Below are 17,079 nucleotides of genomic sequence, written 5' to 3' on the forward strand. Positions count from 1 at the left end.
ATCAGCCTTTCGTGTTGTCGTCGGTGACGGCGAGTCCGGACAGGACGGTGTCGGTGAGGATGTCGGCGATCTCGGCGGGGGAGTGCGCTCCGCGTTCGCGGTACCAGAACCCGAGCGAGTTGAGCATGCCGAGCAGCCCGTTGGTGACGATGTGGTCGGCCGTGCGCAACCGGCCCGCCGCGTACCCGGCGTCGATCACCTCCTGCCAGAGCTGCTGCAGCCGATCGCGCAGCTGCTGGAGTTCGGCCGCGCGGGCGCCGGTGAGAGCGTCGGCGTCGCGCAGGTGCACCGCGACCGCGCGCCGGTGCGTCACGATCAGCTCGACGTGACTGCGCACGAGCAGACGCAGCGTGGCGACCGGATCCGCGCCCGCGCCGACAATGCGTTCGGCGTCGGCGAGCAGCAGCCGGGTGTACTCGCCCAGGATCTCCCAGAGCAGTTCTTCCTTGGAGCCGATGTGGTAGTACAGCGCGCCGCGCTGCACGTCGGCCCGCGCGCCGATCTCGGCGACGCCGGTCGCGTGGAAGCCGCGCTCGGCGAACAGCTCGAGGGCCGCGGCGCGGATGCGCGCGGCGGTGTCGGCCGCGCCACGATCGGTGGCGGGCGGGCGGCCGCGGCGCCGGACCGGGGCGACGGGCTCCTCGGGGTGCGCGACGCTCATCGTGCCTCCGCTCCACCGCTCGACCAGGGCTGCCCGCCGGAAAATGTTCCGATCAGTACATTAAAACCCGGCGCGCCTACAATCAAGAGGTGTGCCGCCACGCCCATCGCATCGACCGTGGTGCTTCGGCGTGGCGGAATGGACGGCGCTCGCGCGACGTTCCACCCACACGAGATGTCAGCTCTACCCACGGGTAACATGACATCGACTTTTCCCACCCGGCTTTCTCAAAAGTGAGGCAGTAGATGACAGAGCGGATTCAGGTCGGCGGGCTCCAGGTGGCCAGCGTTCTCCACGATTTCATCGAGAACGAGGCGCTCCCCGGTACCGGCGTAGATTCCGCCGCGTTCTGGGCCGGAGCCGAGCAGGTCGTCAACGACCTCGCCCCGCGCAACCGCGCCCTGCTGGCCGAACGCGACGAGATCCAGGGCAAGCTCGACGCCTGGCACCAGGAAAGCCCCGGCGCCGGCTACGACAAGGGCGCCTACAAGCAGTTCCTGACCGAGATCGGTTACCTGCGCCCCGAGCCCGCCCCGTTCCAGATCGGCACCGGCAATGTCGACGCCGAGATCGCCAGCACCGCGGGCCCGCAGCTCGTGGTGCCGGTGATGAACGCGCGCTTCGCGATCAACGCCGCCAACGCGCGGTGGGGTTCGCTGTACGACGCGCTCTACGGCACCGACGCCATCTCCGAGGCCAACGGCGCCGAGAAGGGCACCGGCTACAACCGCGTGCGCGGCGACAAGGTCATCGAGTGGGGCCGCAACTTCCTCGACGACGCCGTGACCCTGATCACCGGCTCGCACATCGGTTCGTCGTACTACAAGATCGTCGACGGCGAGCTCGAGGTCGGCCTGGAAGACGGCACCGACATCGGCCTGGCCGACCCCTCGCAGCTGGTGGGCTACCTCGGTGACCCCGAGGCCCCGACCTCGGTGCTGCTCAAGCACAACGGCCTGCACATCGAGATCCAGATCGACGCGAACTCGCCGATCGGTTCGACCGACACCGCCGGTGTCAAGGACATCGTGCTTGAGTCCGCGCTCACCACCATCATGGACTTCGAGGACTCGGTCGCCGCGGTCGACGCCGAGGACAAGGTCGTCTGTTACCGCAACTGGCTCGGCCTGATGAAGGGCGACCTGGCCGAAGAGGTCACCAAGGGCGGCAAGACCTTCACCCGCACCATGAACCCCGACCGCGTGTTCACCGCGCTCGACGGTTCGGAGCTGGTGCTGCACGGCCGCTCGCTGCTGTTCGTGCGCAACGTGGGCCACCTGATGACCTCCGACGCGATCATCGACGCCGAGGGCAACGAGGTGCCCGAGGGCATCATGGACGGCCTGATCACCTCGCTGATCGCGGTGCACTCGCTCAACGGCGACAACACCCGCCTGAACTCGCGCACCGGCTCGGTCTACATCGTGAAGCCGAAGATGCACGGCCCCGACGAGGCCGCGTTCACCAACGAGCTGTTCGGCCGGATCGAGGACGTCCTCGGCCTGACCCGCAACACCCTCAAGGTCGGCATCATGGACGAGGAGCGCCGCACCACGGTCAACCTCGCCGCGTCGATCGAGGCCGCCAAGGATCGCGTGGTGTTCATCAACACCGGCTTCCTGGACCGCACCGGCGACGAGATCCACACCTCCATGGAGGCCGGGCCGATGGTCCGCAAGGCCGAGATGAAGACCCAGACCTGGATCACCTCCTACGAGGACTGGAACGTCGACACCGGCCTGGCCAAGGGTCTGCCCGGCAAGGCCCAGATCGGCAAGGGCATGTGGGCCATGCCCGACCTGATGGCAGGCATGCTCGAGCAGAAGATCGTCCACCCCAAGGCCGGCGCCAACACCGCGTGGGTGCCCTCGCCGACCGCCGCCACCCTGCACGCCACCCACTACCACCAGGTGGACGTGTTCAAGCGGCAGTCCGAGATCGCCAAGGGCGGCCCCCGGGCCACCGTCGACCAGATCCTGGAGATCCCCCTCGCGCAGTCCACCGACTGGTCCGACGACGAGAAGCGCCAGGAGCTCGACAACAACTCCCAGGGCATCCTGGGCTACGTCGTCCGCTGGATCGACCACGGTGTCGGCTGCTCCAAGGTGCCCGACATCAACGACATCGGCCTCATGGAAGACCGTGCCACCCTGCGCATCTCGAGCCAGCTGGTCGCCAACTGGCTGCGCCACGGCATCGTCACCGAGGCCGACGTGATCGCCAGCCTCGAGCGCATGGCCCCCGTCGTCGACCGCCAGAACGCCGGCGACAAGGCCTACACCCCGATGGCCCCGAACTTCGACGCCAGCATCGCCTTCCAGGCCGCCAAGGAACTGGTCCTCGAAGGCACCAAGCAGCCCAACGGCTACACCGAGCCGATCCTGCACCGCCGTCGTCGTGAGTACAAGGCCGCGCAGAAGTAGTGCTGTCGACTGTGTGAAAAGTAGCTCGTAGCAGCTCTTTTCGCTTGCGGCCCCGCCTCGGAGAAATTCGAGGCGGGGCCGCTGTCGTTGCTGGAGATCATCGTGGATAACGGGGCGTCAGCCGGAAACGGTCACCAACTGTGGGAGCTGACGGACGCTATTCGTGAACGAAAGAATTTCGTCGAAGCGCTTCCGTCCGAACAGATTCTCGGCTGCCGCGGATGCTGACCGATCGGCCGTCGCTTCGTCCTCGAAGCGAACCGGATGGAGAACTCGCGCTGACCATGGGGCGCGGTCGGGAAGCGCCGCGGCTACCCAGTGGCGTTCTCGACCCGGGAGCAACGGTCGTCGTGATCGACGCCACATGTGCTATGCAACTGGTTGCATATACGCCAGTGCGCGACCTATCGTGCAAGAACTGACGTTCACTCGGCTCGACCGCCGGTCCGTCCCGTCCTCGGAGGATTCAATGGCACTGCCCCCGCAGCTTTCCGGCCGCCTGTCCCTGCCCGTCGTGGCCTCGCCGATGTTCATCGCGTCGGGTCCCGAGCTCGTCATCGCTCAGTGCCAGGCCGGGATCGTCGGATCGTTTCCGGCGCTGAACGCGCGCCCCGCCTCGCTCCTCGGCGACTGGCTCGATCGCATCGTCGAGGAGAACGCGGCGTACGCCGTGGCGAACCCGGAAGCGGTGGTGGCACCGTTCGCGGTCAATCAGATCGTGCACCGCTCCAACGATCGGCTCGAGCAGGACATGGCGGTCATCGTCGAGCACGAGGTGCCGATCGTGATCAGTTCGCTGGGCGCGCGGACCGAGATCAACGACGCGGTGCACTCCTACGGCGGGATCGTGCTGCACGACGTGATCAACAACGAGTACGCGCGCAAGGCGATCGAGAAGGGCGCCGACGGGCTCATCGCGGTGGCAGCGGGTGCGGGCGGGCATGCGGGCACGCAGTCGCCGTTCGCGTTGATCCAGGAGATCCGGACCTGGTTCGACGGTCCGCTGTTGCTGTCGGGTTCCATCGCGCACGGCCGGTCGATCTTGGCGGCCCAGGCCGCCGGTGCCGACCTGGCCTACATCGGCTCGGCGTTTCTGTCGACGGCCGAGGCCAATGTCGTGCCCGGCTACCGGCAGATGATCGTCGACTCCTCCGCGGCCGATATCGTCTACAGCAATCTGTTCACCGGTGTGCACGGCAACTATCTGCGCGGCAGCATCGTCGCCGCCGGCCTGGATCCAGACAATCTGCCCGAGTCGGATCCTTCGCAGATGAATTTCGGTTCCTCCGGTGTCGATGCCAAGGCCTGGCGGGATGTCTGGGGTGCGGGCCAGGGCATCGGTGCGGTCACCGAAGCCGGGTCGACCGCCGAACTGGTGGCGACTCTGCGTCGCCAGTACGAGCAGGCGTGCGGCGATCTCGCGGCGACGGTCGGAAACCTCACCGGGGCAGTGGTTTCGGCGCGCTAGCGCCGATCCTGCACGGCCGCTGTCGCGGGGTTCGACGACTCGCAATGTGTGTGATCAGATTGCGGCGCAGCGTGTGATTCGTGGCGCAGCGTGTGATCCATAGGAGGAGCTCGGGCAATGGAGACCATCGACAGCCTGCGCCGGCAGTTGGCGCACCTGTTCTCCGACCACATCGCTCGAAACGACGACGCCTCCGATGCGGTCGAGATCGTCTTCACCGACGGTGGGGTCTGTCGACTCTGGGCCGAGAACGGTACCGCCCACGCCGAATTCTGTGCACTCCAAGGGGGTGCCGAGATCTGGGTCTTCGCACCGGACCGGGACGACGTGGCGGACTTCCTCGACACCGTGCAGGAACACTGACCGGCTGACGGATCTTGCCAGGCGACAGGTCCGCTGGCGGCGAGCCTCCGCTTCGGGTACGACTGGAGGCGAGCAGAGGGGGAAGCTGTGAGGGAAGCGAAGAGCGCGGCATCAGCGATCGGTGAACGGGCGGGTGCGCGACGAGTGCGTTCCACCGAGGAATGGCTCGCCTACTTCCGGCAGAACGCGCTCCGGCAGCGCGAGATTCCGTGGGAATCAGCCGGAATCGGGGCTTCTTCGACGGAGTTGGCACCCCTGCGCCGGTCACTGCAGGCCTGGCAGCTCGGCGAAACATCGGACGGACGGCATCTGGCGGCATCGGCTGACCGCTTCGCCACTGCCACCGGCGATCCCGCGTATCGCGATGTCATCGACCTGTTCATCCGTGAGGAGCAGCGCCATGGCGCGCTGTTGGGTCGAGTGCTGGACGATGCGGGAATCGGACGGCGGCAAGCTGATTGGGGCGACACACTCTTTCGCAGGCTGCGCTACAGCGTGACCGACATCGAAGTCTGGACCACACCTGTCGTCATGGTCGAAGTGCTGGCGATGATCTACTACAACGCGATCCGTCGGGCAACCGGCTCACCGGTTCTGCGCGCGGTCTGCGCCCAGATCCTCGCCGACGAGGTGCCCCATGTGCAGTTGCAATGTGAGCGCCTTGCGGTGCTGCTGCACAAGCGTTCCCGCACCCGCTTCCGCTGCACCATGCTCGCCCACCGTGTCCTGTTTCTCGCGGTCATGGTGCTGGTATGGGTCGGTCACCACCGCGCTCTGCGCACGGGCGGTTACACATGGACGCATTACCGTCGGGCCGCCTACGCGAAAATGAACCGCGCTTGGCGACGCATGGACCCGCAATGCTACGTCTGGACCTGATCAAGCCCGCTGCGTGGCGTCGGCGACGCCGAAGAGCCCGAGCAGGATCTCGTCAGCTTCTTCCTCGCAGATCTCCAGCAGAAAGTCTGGCCACTTGTCACGGGGATTGAAGAACAAGAAGACCTTCTCGGTGCCTTCGCGCCAGCGTGCGTCCCGGTAGAACACCTCGGTATGTTCCCGACGGTCCTGCTCTCCATACCAGGATCGAACAACGTTGAACGGGGACTTCCCCGGACGCCGCACGTACCTGTGGTTTTCGATTTCCCAGTCGTGATGGTCGTAGACTGCCCAGTATCTGATTTTTCGCGGGCGACCCGTCATCAGTTCGGCGGCGAGCCGATCGGTCACCGGCAACAGGAACGCGGCTGCCGCTGGAGGTGGCGCTTGTCCGAGCCGCTCGGGTTCCACCCATTCCTGATCGATGACCGAGTAGCACTTCCATACCTCGTCGATCCGCCGTCACACGGGTGGGGCCTCGAGCTGAAATTCCTTTGGTACCACTGCATATTCGAAGTGCTCGTTCATTTTCCCCTCGTTCTCCGAGCCAACTTGCCGTGTACGGTGCATCGTCAGCCGTTCGCGGCTCGCAATCTCCGGATTTCGGCGACGAGCGCCGGGATGTCCTGCCGAACCGAAGCGATGAAGTCCAGGTCTGCTGCTGCGGCTGGTCGACGTTCGCGGGACACATACATGTCGGGCTCGTTGCCGACGTCGCCGACCTGTATGAAACCGTCACCGCTGTCATGATCACGCCCTTCGACGAAGGCTGTCCACGGTCCGGGTGAAGCTGCGGCGCAACGGGCTTCGATCACGTCGAGATCGTCATCACTGAGCACACAGGTCAGTATGGCCGGGGACAACGTCGCTGTCCGCTCGAGGTCTCTACCTCTCAGGCCCGAGCGGCGCTGCGCCGGCCTCGGCGGTGACGTCGGAGAAGTCCGAGGCGGGGCCGCTGCATTGGTGGCCGTCGGCTGCCCTTACCGGGGTGCGGCGTCGTGGACCGCCCATGTTTTCGTCGCCAGACCAAACCGCGGCCGGTCGCGTCGCGAACTTCCTGTCGTGCCGTCGCCTCGGCACGTGGATTGGTCAGGATCTGACGCGAGCAACAGGAGATGACCGCACATGGGAACATCGCGATCGGCGTGCACAAATACCCGGTTCCGGCTGGCCGCGGCATCGGTGGCCGTGGCAGCCGTCGCCGGGCTGGCCACCACGGCTGGGCCCGCGGTCGCCGAACCGTCGAACGGCGTGGTCGCCGTGCGGGATGTGGGCGAACGTCACGAGGTGGTGTCCGTCTACTCCGCGGCAATGGACCGGTCCATCCCGGTCCAGGTGGTTCGTGCGGCGGAGGCGCAGCGGCCGACGTTGTATCTGCTCAATGGTTCCCAGGGTGGTCCGAACGGAAGTGGGTGGGACGCCCAGACAGACGTGGTCGACTTTCTGCGTGGCCGAGACGTCAATGTCGTGACGCCGGTCGGCGGTAGCAGCTCGTACTACACCGATTGGGTGGCCGATGACCCGGTTCTCGGGCGGAACAAGTGGCAGACCTTCATCAATGAGGAACTGCCGCCGGTGATCGAGAACTTCTTGGGTGCGAACGACGAGCGGGCGCTGGCCGGGGTGTCGATGAGTGGTACCTCGGTGTTGAATCTGGCCATCGCGAAGCCCGGATTCTGGCGCAGCGTCGCTTCCTACAGTGGCTGTGCGCAGACTTCGGATCCGATCGGGCAGGAGTTCGTCCGTATCACTGTCGAGAACTGGGGCGGTGGACGCAGTGTGGAGAACATGTGGGGACCACGCAACGGGCCGCTGTGGCGTGCCAACGACCCCTTCGTCAACGCCGAACGCCTGCGCGGGACCGCCGTCTACTTGAGCACCGGGAGCGGTGTGCCCGCCGCGCCGCACGACACTCCCGCGGACCCGCGGGTCCAGGATGGTCGCATCCCGCTGGCGGCGCAGGTGCTGGTCGGTGGTCCGATCGAAGCCGCGGTCCGCTTCTGCACCGTTAATCTCGCGAATCGGCTGGGCGAGTTGAACATTCCGGTGACGCTCGACGATCGACCGGTCGGCACGCACTCGTGGGGCTATTGGGAAGACGATCTGCGTCGTTCGTGGCCGTTCCTCGCCGAGTCGATCGGTGCTTCTCGCTGACGGACCGCACCGTTCATCTGGGTCCCGTCTCAGCGGTAGCGAAGCCCGGACGCGATGAGTGGTCTTCGTCGCGGGCCGGGGTTCGCGGTGTTCACGTTAGGGGGAACCGACGGGGCGCTGGGAACTCTCGCGCCACTCGTGACAGCTTGAACGCACTACTTCACGTCGATGAGCCACTGCTGGTAGGTCTGGTGTCGGAATTGGTAGGCCGTCGCGTTGATGCGAAGCAGGCCGCGGTCGCGAGCCCAATCCAGGAACACGGCCGGACGAGCCGGGAAATCCGCGGTGGCTTTGAACAGAAGAACCGCCACGAAATGGCGGCCGCTGGCGCGTCCGGACCCGAGTCCATAGGCGAGTGCGATCATCAGACCGAACGTGAGTCCGATGGCGAGTCCCGATGCGGGCCCGGCCGCGAGCGCTGCTGAGACCCCGACGACGAGTCCGAACGTCAGGCCGAATATGGCGCCGTGAAAGAGCGCTGAATGCAGGTCATCCCGTATGAGCCGTCGACCATCGGCCCCGATGGCCAGCTGATCCTCGACCGTGGTCCTGAGACCCGCGACGACCCCGGCAGCCAGTCCGCCCAGTGCCCCGAATGCGAGTCCGACCGTCACCCCGCCGACGAGTCCAGCCGAGAGCCGGAACGAGATCCCTGCGGAGAGCCCGAGTACGAGCGCACCCGCTGCCCCTGCCGCGAGTCCCGACGGCCATCGCCTCCGGGTAGGCACTTTCCAAGCAATGCGATTGGCAATGGGATGCCGCGTCAGCGCGACGGTGAGCCCACATACCAGGCCACCTGAGAGCCCGAATGCGAGCGTGAGCGTGAGGTCGAGCGTGCATCCGAGTACCAGCACCAGCCCGGTAAGCAGCATCGCGGCCATGCCGTGTAGCAGACGGGCTCGAGCGGCACCGGCGATTTCCCAGATCTCGTCGAGGCGGATGGCAGTGCCGTTGCGGCCGGTGTCGCGGCGGTGTTGAAGGTGTAGAGCCAAGGTGCGCAGCCACCGTTCGACGTTGTCGATCGTATAGTCGCGGAATTGCTCGGTGTCCTTGGTGCCTGCGATCGCGGCGGGGATCTGCGCGCCGAGCAGTCCATCGCGTAGGCCCTCGGCGGTGGGGCAGTCGAGCAGGTCCTCGGCGGTTTGCGGAGTTCGGTGCAGTGTGGTCGCGGTGAGACCGAGCATCCACGGGGTGCGCAGCGTCACGGCCAGGGGGCTGTCGGCGTGCACGCGCAAGTGGGTGGTGATCCGGTCCCAGACGGGGTGTGCGGAACCGATCCGGTGTCGGTAGTGGGCGAGATACTCGGCAGGCTGGTTGGCGGTGAGTGGGTCGATGGTCACTGTGCCTGCACCGTGGAGACCGTTGTCGGCGCCGGCCTGGGCGAGGTTGTCGAATTCGACGCTGCGGCACAGCACGACGACAGGGCGATGTGCCCAGTCGCGTTCGTTGAGCCGATCGAGTAGCGCTCTCGCGCGTGCTCCATCGGTGGTGTCGTCGTCCATTTCGTCGAGGCCGTCGAGGATGGGCAGGATCATTCCGGCCTCGAGCATCTTCTCGGCCACCTTGGCCGGCAATTCGTAGTCGACTCCCAGCCTGCTGACCAACCAGGAGGTCAATTCTCGGCCGCCATCCCATCCCGCTGTGTTGAGCCGGACCGGAACAGGTTCAGTAGTACGTCGGGGCACCGAGATCAGTTCGTTTCGGCGCTCGATCAGGCCGCGCGCGAGGTAGGTGGCGGCCACGGTCTTACCGGCGCCGGGGCCGCCGAGCACGACGAGCCGCCGTGGCTGTTCGAGGAGGTCGAAATAGACGGCAATCTCGTCGACTTCGGCTGAACCGATCCCCGCTTCCGGCTGAGGATGGGCGGCAACGGTGAATCTGACGGGCATGAACGCACCGGGCTCTGCGCGCAGTTCGCGCTGAACCTTCTGCTCGGCGTGATCGACCGCCGCGGCGAGGCTGTCGGCGATCGAGGTCAGGGAGGCCCAGTCCGATTTCGGCCGCCACCACCGATACAGCCGCTTCGCTACCGGGACGCTCGCCCCTGCCGCCGCGCGTGCGGCGGCAGCCTCAAACCCTGTCACAGACACCAGCTTGCCATCGAAAGCGCTCCGCCACAGCGGATGTCGGTGGCAAGGGGTGGCAACGGGCGGCGACTTCGCCGATGGGCTGGACCTCTGCCGACGTCGATGGTCCGTGGACTCGTGCCGAACAGCTCGGCGTACGGTCAACTATGGGTTGCTGTGCTTCTCGAGTCTGTTGTGGCTGGGGAGATGTCTGGTCCAGTCGATCCGGGCGAACAACACGATGGCGGCAATCAAGGCGCATTGCATCGCGACACCGTACGGCGAGGTGAGGGACGAGGTCAGGGTTTCTCCGAGACCTTGTTCGGCGACGGTAGCCGCGCTGGTGTACACGGAGAAACTCACCAGGCGTCCACAGATATGAGGTTCACTGCGAAGATGATGACGGTCGCAATCAGGATGTGCGAAACGGTTGCGCTCACCGGTCGCCGGGATTCACGAGCCGGACAGAATATCGTGCTCCTTGCTCGCGGCTATAGGCGCGTGCCATGGCGTAACCCCCGAAATTCATGTGTCTGTCCGAGATTCTCGACTGGTATCTTTTGCCAACCGTGATCTGGACAGGTTGAGGGTGAGCGGTATGAGGTGGGCGTGTACCCGGGCTGCGCGAGCGAGTTTTCGATAGGTCGAGTCGACGATCTCGCGGATGTCGTCGCGGGAAGTCTCAGGGAACTTGACGGCGAGTGCTTGTGTCACGGCTGCGAGTTCCCTGTCCGGTATACCCGCGGCCGCAGCCTCCGAAGCTGTCGATTGTGCTATCGGCGAGGTAAGAACTACCCGCCGACAATGGATCGTCGACTGACTCATCGGTGTCTCCTTCGCTGGCGGTGTTTCTCGCCCTCGTATGAACAATGCTCTGTCGGAGCGCGGTTCGGGAAGGGACATCCGGCCCTCGAGGAGGGGCCATCGGCCCTCGGGGCGTGCCGCTTGTGGAAGACAGTTACCTACGGGTGCCGACGAGATCGACCCCAGCGACGTATCGGTCGGCCGGAGCCGGTGACAAGGGTCGGGTGCGGACGCTCTGCAAGGTGGTCACGGCAGCGGCGCTGTCCAGCGCACGATCGTCCCACCCTCTGAACGGTTCTCGATCCAGAATGCTCCCCCGGCCTTCTCCGCGCGGACGGCGAGATTGGCCAATCCGCTGCGGCGCGCAATGTCGTCGGGGACGCCGACGCCGTCATCGGCGACTTCGATGGACACCTCGTCACCGACCTTGAGCTCGACCGAGACCAAGCTCGCGTGCGCATGCCGGACCACGTTGCTGACCGCCTCCCGCAGCACGGCTTCGACGTCGTCGGACAGCGGCGGGGCAAGCACGGTGACCGGGCCGGCGAGCCGGACGGTCGTGCGCAGACCGGAGTCGGCGGTCGTCTCGACGATGATGCCGTGCAGGTGTTTCCGGTACTTGGAGGAGTCGGCGGTGTTGTTGCTCTGCAGGTCGAAGATCGAGTGCCGGATGTCCTGGACGATGGATTGCACGTCGTCGATGGTGTCCATGAGCCGGGACTTGACCTCGGGTGTGCGGGCGCGCTGTACGGTGCCCTGCAGCGACAGGCCCACGGCGAAGAGTCGTTGGATGACGTGGTCGTGCAGGCCGCGGGCGATGCGGTCGCGATCGGAGAGCACGTCGAGTTCGCGCATGCGGCGTTGGGTGTCGGACAGCTGGAGGACCAGCGCAGCCTGATCCGCGAAGGCGGTGAGCATGGCCGTGGTGGTGTCGTCCATCGGCTGCGCGTCGGCAGGACGGATGGTGGTGAGCACGCCGATGACGGTGGCACCGACACGCAACGGTACGACGACGGCGGGTCCGAACCTGGTCCTGGTGTTGGAGAACAGGTTGTAGGGCAGCTTGTCGCAGACGACGGTCTCTTCGGAACGATAGGCGGCACCGGACTGGGAATCGTCGACGGAGAGACGTTGACCGGTGATCGCCTCGGCGTCGACACCCGCCGCGGCGATCACCACCAGGTCGGTGACTTCGGCACTCGGAACGTCGGGGTCTTCCGGTAGCGCGACGAAGGTGCACGCCGATTGCGTGAGGCTGAGCGCCTGCTGGGTGACCAGGGCCAGAACCTCTTTCGGTTCGCCTCCGGCGAGCAGCTCGGTGGCCACGTCCCTGGTCGCTTCGAGCCATTGCTGACGGACGCGGGATTCCTCGTAGAGCCGAGCATTGGCGATGGCGATACCGGCGGCTGCCGCGAGCGCCTGGACCACGACTTCGTCATCCTCGGTGAATTCTTGACCGTCGGCCTTTTCGGTGAGGTATAGATTGCCGAAAACCTCGTCGCGAACTTTCACGGGCACGCCGAGAAATGTCCGCATCGGGGGATGATGCGGCGGAAAGCCGACCGAGGACGGATGGTCGGACAATGTTGTCAAACGGATCGGCTCGGGTTCCTGAATCAGTAATCCGAGGACCCCGTGACCACGCGGCAGGTCGCCGATGAGGACCCTGGTCCGGTCGTCGATGCCTTCGTAGACGAACTCGGCGAGCTGGTTGCTGGTTTTGTCGGTCTCCCGCACTCCGAGAGCGCCGTATTGTGCGTCGACCAGTTCGATGGCGGTATGCACGATCGACCGGAGGGTGTCGTCGAGATCCAGCCCCGCGGTGATGACGAGCATCGCTTCGATGAGGCGATCCATGCGGTCGCGGACGTCGACGATCTGCGCGATACGGTCTTGAACCTGGCTGAGCAATTCGCGGAGCCGCAGTTGTGCCAGCGTCTGGGTGACCGGAATCTGTGGGCTTGTCGCAGAATGCTGGATGTGTTCGTCCACGCCGATATTCTTCCACGACGAACGCCCGCGCGACGTCGTCCAGCGCGCTATTCCTCGAGTTTCGATGCCATGACGGCAGCTTGTGTGCGGCGCTCGACGCCGAGTTTTGTCAGCAGCCGGGACACGTAGTTCTTGACGGTTTTTTCCGCCAGGAACATGCGGGCGGCGATCTGCCGGTTGGTCAGTCCTTCGCCCAGGAGGGCCAGCAGAGTTCGCTCCTGTTCGGTGAGGGTTGCCAGCGGCCCGGTTTTTTCGGCGGCCTCCGCGCGTAGTTTCGCCATCAATGCCGCTGCGGCTCGATTGTCGAGCCGTGATTTGCCGTCGCTGACGTCGCGGATCGCGGCTATCAGTTCGAGGCTTTTGATGTCTTTGATGACGTAGCCACTGGCTCCGGCCAGGATGGCATTGAGCATGGCTTGTTCGTCGGTGAACGAGGTCAGAATCAGGCAGTGCAGGTCGGGATGCGACGAGAGGAGTTCGCGGCACAGTTCGATGCCGTTGCCGTCGGGTAGGAGAACGTCGAGAACCGCGACGTCGGGGCGTAGTGCGGGGATGCGGGCGAGGGCTTGGGCGCAGGTGCCGGCCTCACCGATGACCTCGAGGTCGGGTTCCAGGTCGATGAGGTCGGCTACGCCGTGCCGGACGATTTCGTGATCGTCGACCAGAAATACCTTGACCATGGGTGCGGACCTTTCGTTTCATGGGACATTTCCAGCCTACGATCCTGGGATACTTATCGCTCTGAGCTGCGTGAATGTCGTCGCCCGCCGGGGCGGGGACGCGCGACGAGCACTGGCACGGTCGCCTCGTCGAGCACCGCACGACACGCCGAACCCAGCGCGAATCCGCCGCGCCCCCGGCTGCCGACGACGATCAACCACGCTCCGGCGGATTCGTCGAGAATTCTCTCGGCCGGGTCGCCGGCGGCGACGATCTGGTGAACCCTGACCTGGGGATATGTCCCGGCATAGCCGGCCAGGCTCGCCGAGAGGGCGGCCTGGGCTCTCTGTGCTGCCGTGTGCCCGGACTCTCGTCCGTCGGTCCGTGTCCACGCCAGCAGGCGACCACGTCGCATCCCGTGCCGCCGCCTCCTCGACAGCGATATCCACGGCGCGCACGCTCGCGGGCGAACCGTCGACACCGACCAGGATCGGCTGCGAGCGCGCGGGGGTCGGTGCGGCGGTAACGACGACGACCGGACAACCCGCGCGCCGGACCAGCACGGCGCTGACCGAGCCGAGAACCGCGCGGTCGAACGCGTCCATCCGCCGGGTTCCGAGCACGAGCAGCCGTGCGGAGTGCGAGCGCTTGACGAGGACGGACACCGGAGTGGGCCAGGCCAGTGCGGACAAGGCGCGGTCGGAACCATCGATGCCGGCGATGATGGGCCTGTCCCGCAGCGTTGTCATCGCGGGTCCTCCGTGACTCGCCGAGACCGTTCGGCACGCTGCGCGATTCCGCGCAGCATCTTGCGTTCCATCAGAAGGCTGCCCGGCACCATCACGGCGGCATAGAGCCGCCGGAGCAGCGGTGAGTCGGGGCCCAGGAGTCGGTTGCGGCTGATCAACCGGGTTCCGCCGGAGACCGGGGTCAACTGGAACGTCCAGGTCCAGTCGCCCGCGTCCGACGCCCACCCAAGGGTATGGCAGGGCTCGACGACATGCGCTCGCATCGTCGGGCCCGAGGCGCCGAGGGTGAGCTCGTCTCCGACGGCCAGGTGCTGGAAGGCGGGCATGATCTCGCGGGAACTGTGCATGTTCAGGCCGAACAAGTTCTCGACCCAGTCGAAGGTGTAGGCACCGGCCCGGCCCGGCCCCATCTGGACCAGCCAAGGCCAGACGGCGGCGGGTTCGGCGGCGATGGTCACCGCCCGCGTCGTCTGCAGGCGGGCTCCAGGAACGAGGTCATCTCCCGACATCGGTGCGGCGGCCTCGTCCGAGGTGCAACCCCAGGTCGCAAATCGGTGTTGTGTCCGCATCGTTGGTTGTCTCATCGTGTCTCCGAGTTTCACGTGGCGGTCATGCCGGTGATGCGCCGAACGGGATACGCGGGGGTGCGTAGGAAGTCGTCAGCCGATGGAGCCGGTAGCCCAGCAGGCACACCGCGATACCGAGCACGCCGAAGACCGGCTGCAGCCAGGAGAACTGGCCGATCACGAAGGGTTGGACGGTGACCCAGCCCAGCAGCAACGCGCCGCCGCCCACGCCGACGAGCGCGGCACTCGGACGGGCCCGCAGTCCCAGAATCGCCGTCGCCGCCATCGGCGCGCCCACGATCGCCGCCAGCAGGAGGCCGGCCAGCACCGGGCTGCGGTGGGGGAGGCGGGAGGTGATCTCGGCGCCGAGCTCGGCGCCACCGCTGATCAGGCCGAACGCCCCGGCAAACGCCCAGAATGCGACGAATCCGGTGGTGCCGACCAGGCCGGCGCGCAGAGCTCGCTGCGTCTTACGCTGTTTGAAGGTTGACACGGGGTTCCTCCGATAGACCCAGCGACGCGATTGCCGGGTCGGCTGAACGACGGGGTGCGGTGGCATGGTTCGAGTCTTGCCAGAGCGGCCGGTCGGAGGGAGAGGCACAGTGCCCCTCATGGGAGGACCAAAGTACGCCGCGAAGGGCTGTTCCCTGTCGCAGGCGACGGTCGTCCAGCCATGCTCGGGACCGATTCAGGCGGTCCCGGCGCTGACCTCGCGCGCCGGCGCGTTCACGGTCGTCGGCAGTCACGGATTGAGCGGCCTGCACCGAGGCACGCTCGGTCCGACCACCAGCGCGGTGACAGGTCACGCGAAGTGCCCTGTCGCGGTTGTCCACGGGATCACCGCCGCGGATCCGGTATCGCTGGTCCGGCCGGTGCTGGTCGGTGTCGATGGAACCCCCCGACAGTGTGCCCGCGGTGGTGGAGCTCGCCTTCGACGAGGCTTCCCGGCGAGGGGTGGATCTGGTGGCGATGCATGCCTTCGACGATGTCGACGGCCCGCTGACGCTCGGTCGCGAGATGACCATCGTTACGGCCGAGGCCGAACTTTGCGACGCAACTGCTGGTGGTGGGCAGCCGCGGTCGCGGTGGATTCACCGGGATGCTGCTCGGTTCGACGAGCGAGGCGTTGCTGCGCGCGGTGGAGATCGCGGTGATCGTGGTTCGCGACGAACAGACTGTGGCGCCTCGGCGGACTATCTCATGGTGAGCACATCGGACAGGGGCCGGCGTGGAGTCGTCGGGGGTCGACGGTCGTCGGGAGCCACGCCGATGCGCACCACGACCTGTGGGACGCCAGGATGTCCGATCAAGCTGCTCAGCAGGCGACGTCCAGCGGCCAGTTCGGTGATATGGGTCAGCGCGCACGTCGACAGGCCCGATGCCGTGCATTCGAGCAGTGTCGCCGACAGTGCCTCACCGGTCCGAAGCCAGGCACCCGGCGCCTCACCGGTGGCGGTGAGGACCGCCAGCCGCGCGTGATCGCGGAGCTCACCCCGGCGCGCACGGGATTCCGAGCGCGGGAAGTCGCGGGCGACACCGACGCGCGCGGCCTCGGATTCCGAGACCAGGGCGGACGCGGGCACGCCCTCGGTGATATCGGAATGTCCGGACCACCATCGTATTTCGGTCTGGTAGTCCATGTCGTAGCGGCGCAACGCCCCGGTCTGCTCCGAAGCGATCGACAGCCGGGCCCGTGCGTCCTCGTCGAGCACGTCGAGGGTGAGCTCATGCGTGCTGACAAGGGCTTCCACCGCCAGCCTGACCGAAGCCCAGCCGCTCGGTTCCGCCATGGGCAGCCGGTCGGTGTAGCGGTACTCGATCGCCTCGGCGCGCCGGAACACCGCGGTGGGAGGATCGAGCCAAGGCCGGAATTCGAGGGTGGCCAATAGTCCGGGATCGCTCAGGTCGGGTAGCCGGGCGACGTCGGTGCGCCAGCACAAGGACGCGAATGCCGTACGCACGTGGTGCAGGGCGGCGCCGCAGCTGATCATCGCTTGGCGACCCTGCGGGTCGGCCGAAGCCAGTTGCCGATCGGTGTCGCGGTACAGGTGCAACCGGGTGCCGTCGAAGACCCAGCGCCAGGGCTGGGTGTTGTGCACCGACGGTGCGCGGCATCCGAGCTGGATCGCGGTACGGACGGTGGCGGGGCGGGGGAGAGCGGAAGCTGGTTCGTGATTCATATCACCCAGTGTGGTCCGTTCCGCGGTCCCTGGAGACGGCCGTTGCGCCTGTACGACGGGGACCAAATGCCCTCGGTGGGCCTCACGCCGGCGCTGAGAAGGGCCTTTCATCGCAGA

Annotated in this window: 16 protein-coding genes and 3 pseudogenes; 7 read left to right on the forward strand and 12 right to left on the reverse strand. The window is 66.3% G+C overall.

Annotation, left to right across the window (positions count from 1 at the left end):
• Window position 1 precedes the first annotated feature (1 nt).
• A complete protein-coding gene (locus EL493_RS18490; protein ID WP_019046793.1) occupies window positions 2-661 on the reverse strand; it encodes a TetR/AcrR family transcriptional regulator in 660 nt (219 codons plus the stop codon).
• 245 nt (window positions 662-906) lie between these two features.
• Between EL493_RS18490 and EL493_RS18495 the strand changes: the two genes are divergently transcribed.
• The 4 genes from EL493_RS18495 to EL493_RS18510 all read left to right on the forward strand — a co-directional run bounded on the left by EL493_RS18495 (window position 907) and on the right by EL493_RS18510 (window position 5,794).
• Window positions 907-3,084: a malate synthase G gene (locus EL493_RS18495; RefSeq protein ID WP_022566969.1), complete on the forward strand. Its 2,178-nt coding sequence runs from the start codon at window positions 907-909 to the stop codon at window positions 3,082-3,084.
• A 469-nt stretch (window positions 3,085-3,553) separates the two neighbouring features.
• Window positions 3,554-4,552, forward strand: coding sequence for an NAD(P)H-dependent flavin oxidoreductase (locus tag EL493_RS18500; RefSeq protein ID WP_019046795.1), 999 nt, complete (start codon window positions 3,554-3,556; stop codon window positions 4,550-4,552).
• A gap of 117 nt (window positions 4,553-4,669) precedes the next feature.
• Window positions 4,670-4,915 (forward strand): hypothetical protein, encoded by a 246-nt coding sequence (locus tag EL493_RS18505; protein WP_019046796.1) that lies wholly within the window; start codon window positions 4,670-4,672, stop codon window positions 4,913-4,915.
• A gap of 144 nt (window positions 4,916-5,059) precedes the next feature.
• Complete coding sequence (locus tag EL493_RS18510) at window positions 5,060-5,794, forward strand: ferritin-like domain-containing protein (protein ID WP_019046797.1); 735 nt, start codon at window positions 5,060-5,062, stop codon at window positions 5,792-5,794.
• Here EL493_RS18510 and EL493_RS18515 read toward each other — a convergent pair whose 3' ends face one another.
• Together EL493_RS18515 and EL493_RS18520 are read right to left on the reverse strand one after the other, a co-directional pair.
• Entirely contained in the window at window positions 5,795-6,202 is a 408-nt protein-coding gene (locus tag EL493_RS18515; RefSeq protein WP_022566968.1) for a hypothetical protein, read from the reverse strand.
• Between the two features lie 161 nt (window positions 6,203-6,363).
• Window positions 6,364-6,630 (reverse strand): hypothetical protein, encoded by a 267-nt coding sequence (locus EL493_RS18520; RefSeq protein ID WP_022566967.1) that lies wholly within the window; start codon window positions 6,628-6,630, stop codon window positions 6,364-6,366.
• A gap of 349 nt (window positions 6,631-6,979) precedes the next feature.
• On the opposite strand from EL493_RS18520, the gene EL493_RS18525 reads away from it, so the two are divergent.
• Window positions 6,980-7,945 carry an alpha/beta hydrolase gene (locus tag EL493_RS18525; RefSeq protein WP_019046799.1) on the forward strand — a complete coding sequence of 322 codons (966 nt, stop codon included), beginning with the start codon at window positions 6,980-6,982 and terminating at the stop codon, window positions 7,943-7,945.
• Window positions 7,946-8,100: 155 nt separating this feature from the next.
• On the opposite strand, the gene EL493_RS18530 is transcribed toward EL493_RS18525, so the two are convergent.
• From EL493_RS18530 to EL493_RS18560, 8 genes and pseudogenes are all read right to left on the reverse strand, one after another.
• Complete coding sequence (locus EL493_RS18530) at window positions 8,101-10,029, reverse strand: NACHT domain-containing protein (RefSeq protein WP_019046800.1); 1,929 nt, start codon at window positions 10,027-10,029, stop codon at window positions 8,101-8,103.
• A gap of 507 nt (window positions 10,030-10,536) precedes the next feature.
• Entirely contained in the window at window positions 10,537-10,914 is a 378-nt protein-coding gene (locus tag EL493_RS33890) for a three-helix bundle dimerization domain-containing protein (protein WP_407938919.1), read from the reverse strand.
• 147 nt (window positions 10,915-11,061) lie between these two features.
• A complete protein-coding gene (locus tag EL493_RS18535; protein ID WP_019046802.1) occupies window positions 11,062-12,807 on the reverse strand; it encodes a sensor histidine kinase in 1,746 nt (581 codons plus the stop codon).
• Between the two features lie 47 nt (window positions 12,808-12,854).
• A complete protein-coding gene (locus tag EL493_RS18540; RefSeq protein WP_019046803.1) occupies window positions 12,855-13,487 on the reverse strand; it encodes a response regulator in 633 nt (210 codons plus the stop codon).
• Window positions 13,488-13,540: 53 nt separating this feature from the next.
• Window positions 13,541-13,882, reverse strand: coding sequence for a universal stress protein (locus EL493_RS33895; protein WP_022566963.1), 342 nt, complete (start codon window positions 13,880-13,882; stop codon window positions 13,541-13,543).
• 25 nt (window positions 13,883-13,907) lie between these two features.
• A pseudogene (locus EL493_RS33900) lies at window positions 13,908-14,216 on the reverse strand (universal stress protein); the annotation flags it as partial.
• Window positions 14,213-14,674: an SRPBCC family protein gene (locus EL493_RS18555; RefSeq protein ID WP_052023881.1), complete on the reverse strand. Its 462-nt coding sequence runs from the start codon at window positions 14,672-14,674 to the stop codon at window positions 14,213-14,215. The pseudogene EL493_RS33900 and the gene EL493_RS18555, both read right to left, overlap by 4 nt.
• Window positions 14,675-14,825: 151 nt before the next feature.
• Window positions 14,826-15,275, reverse strand: a complete 450-nt coding sequence (locus EL493_RS18560) for a hypothetical protein (protein ID WP_019046805.1) — start codon at window positions 15,273-15,275, stop codon at window positions 14,826-14,828.
• 118 nt (window positions 15,276-15,393) lie between these two features.
• On the opposite strand from EL493_RS18560, the pseudogene EL493_RS33200 reads away from it, so the two are divergent.
• A pseudogene (locus tag EL493_RS33200) lies at window positions 15,394-15,567 on the forward strand (hypothetical protein); the annotation flags it as partial.
• A gap of 269 nt (window positions 15,568-15,836) precedes the next feature.
• A pseudogene (locus EL493_RS33205) lies at window positions 15,837-15,989 on the forward strand (universal stress protein); the annotation flags it as partial.
• Here EL493_RS33205 and EL493_RS18575 read toward each other — a convergent pair.
• Entirely contained in the window at window positions 15,976-16,962 is a 987-nt protein-coding gene (locus EL493_RS18575; RefSeq protein ID WP_030202031.1) for an Acg family FMN-binding oxidoreductase, read from the reverse strand. The pseudogene EL493_RS33205 and the gene EL493_RS18575 sit on opposite strands and share 14 nt — an antisense overlap.
• Window positions 16,963-17,079 lie beyond the last annotated feature (117 nt).

Source organism: Nocardia asteroides (assembly GCF_900637185.1).
GTDB classification, from domain to species: domain Bacteria; phylum Actinomycetota; class Actinomycetes; order Mycobacteriales; family Mycobacteriaceae; genus Nocardia; species Nocardia asteroides.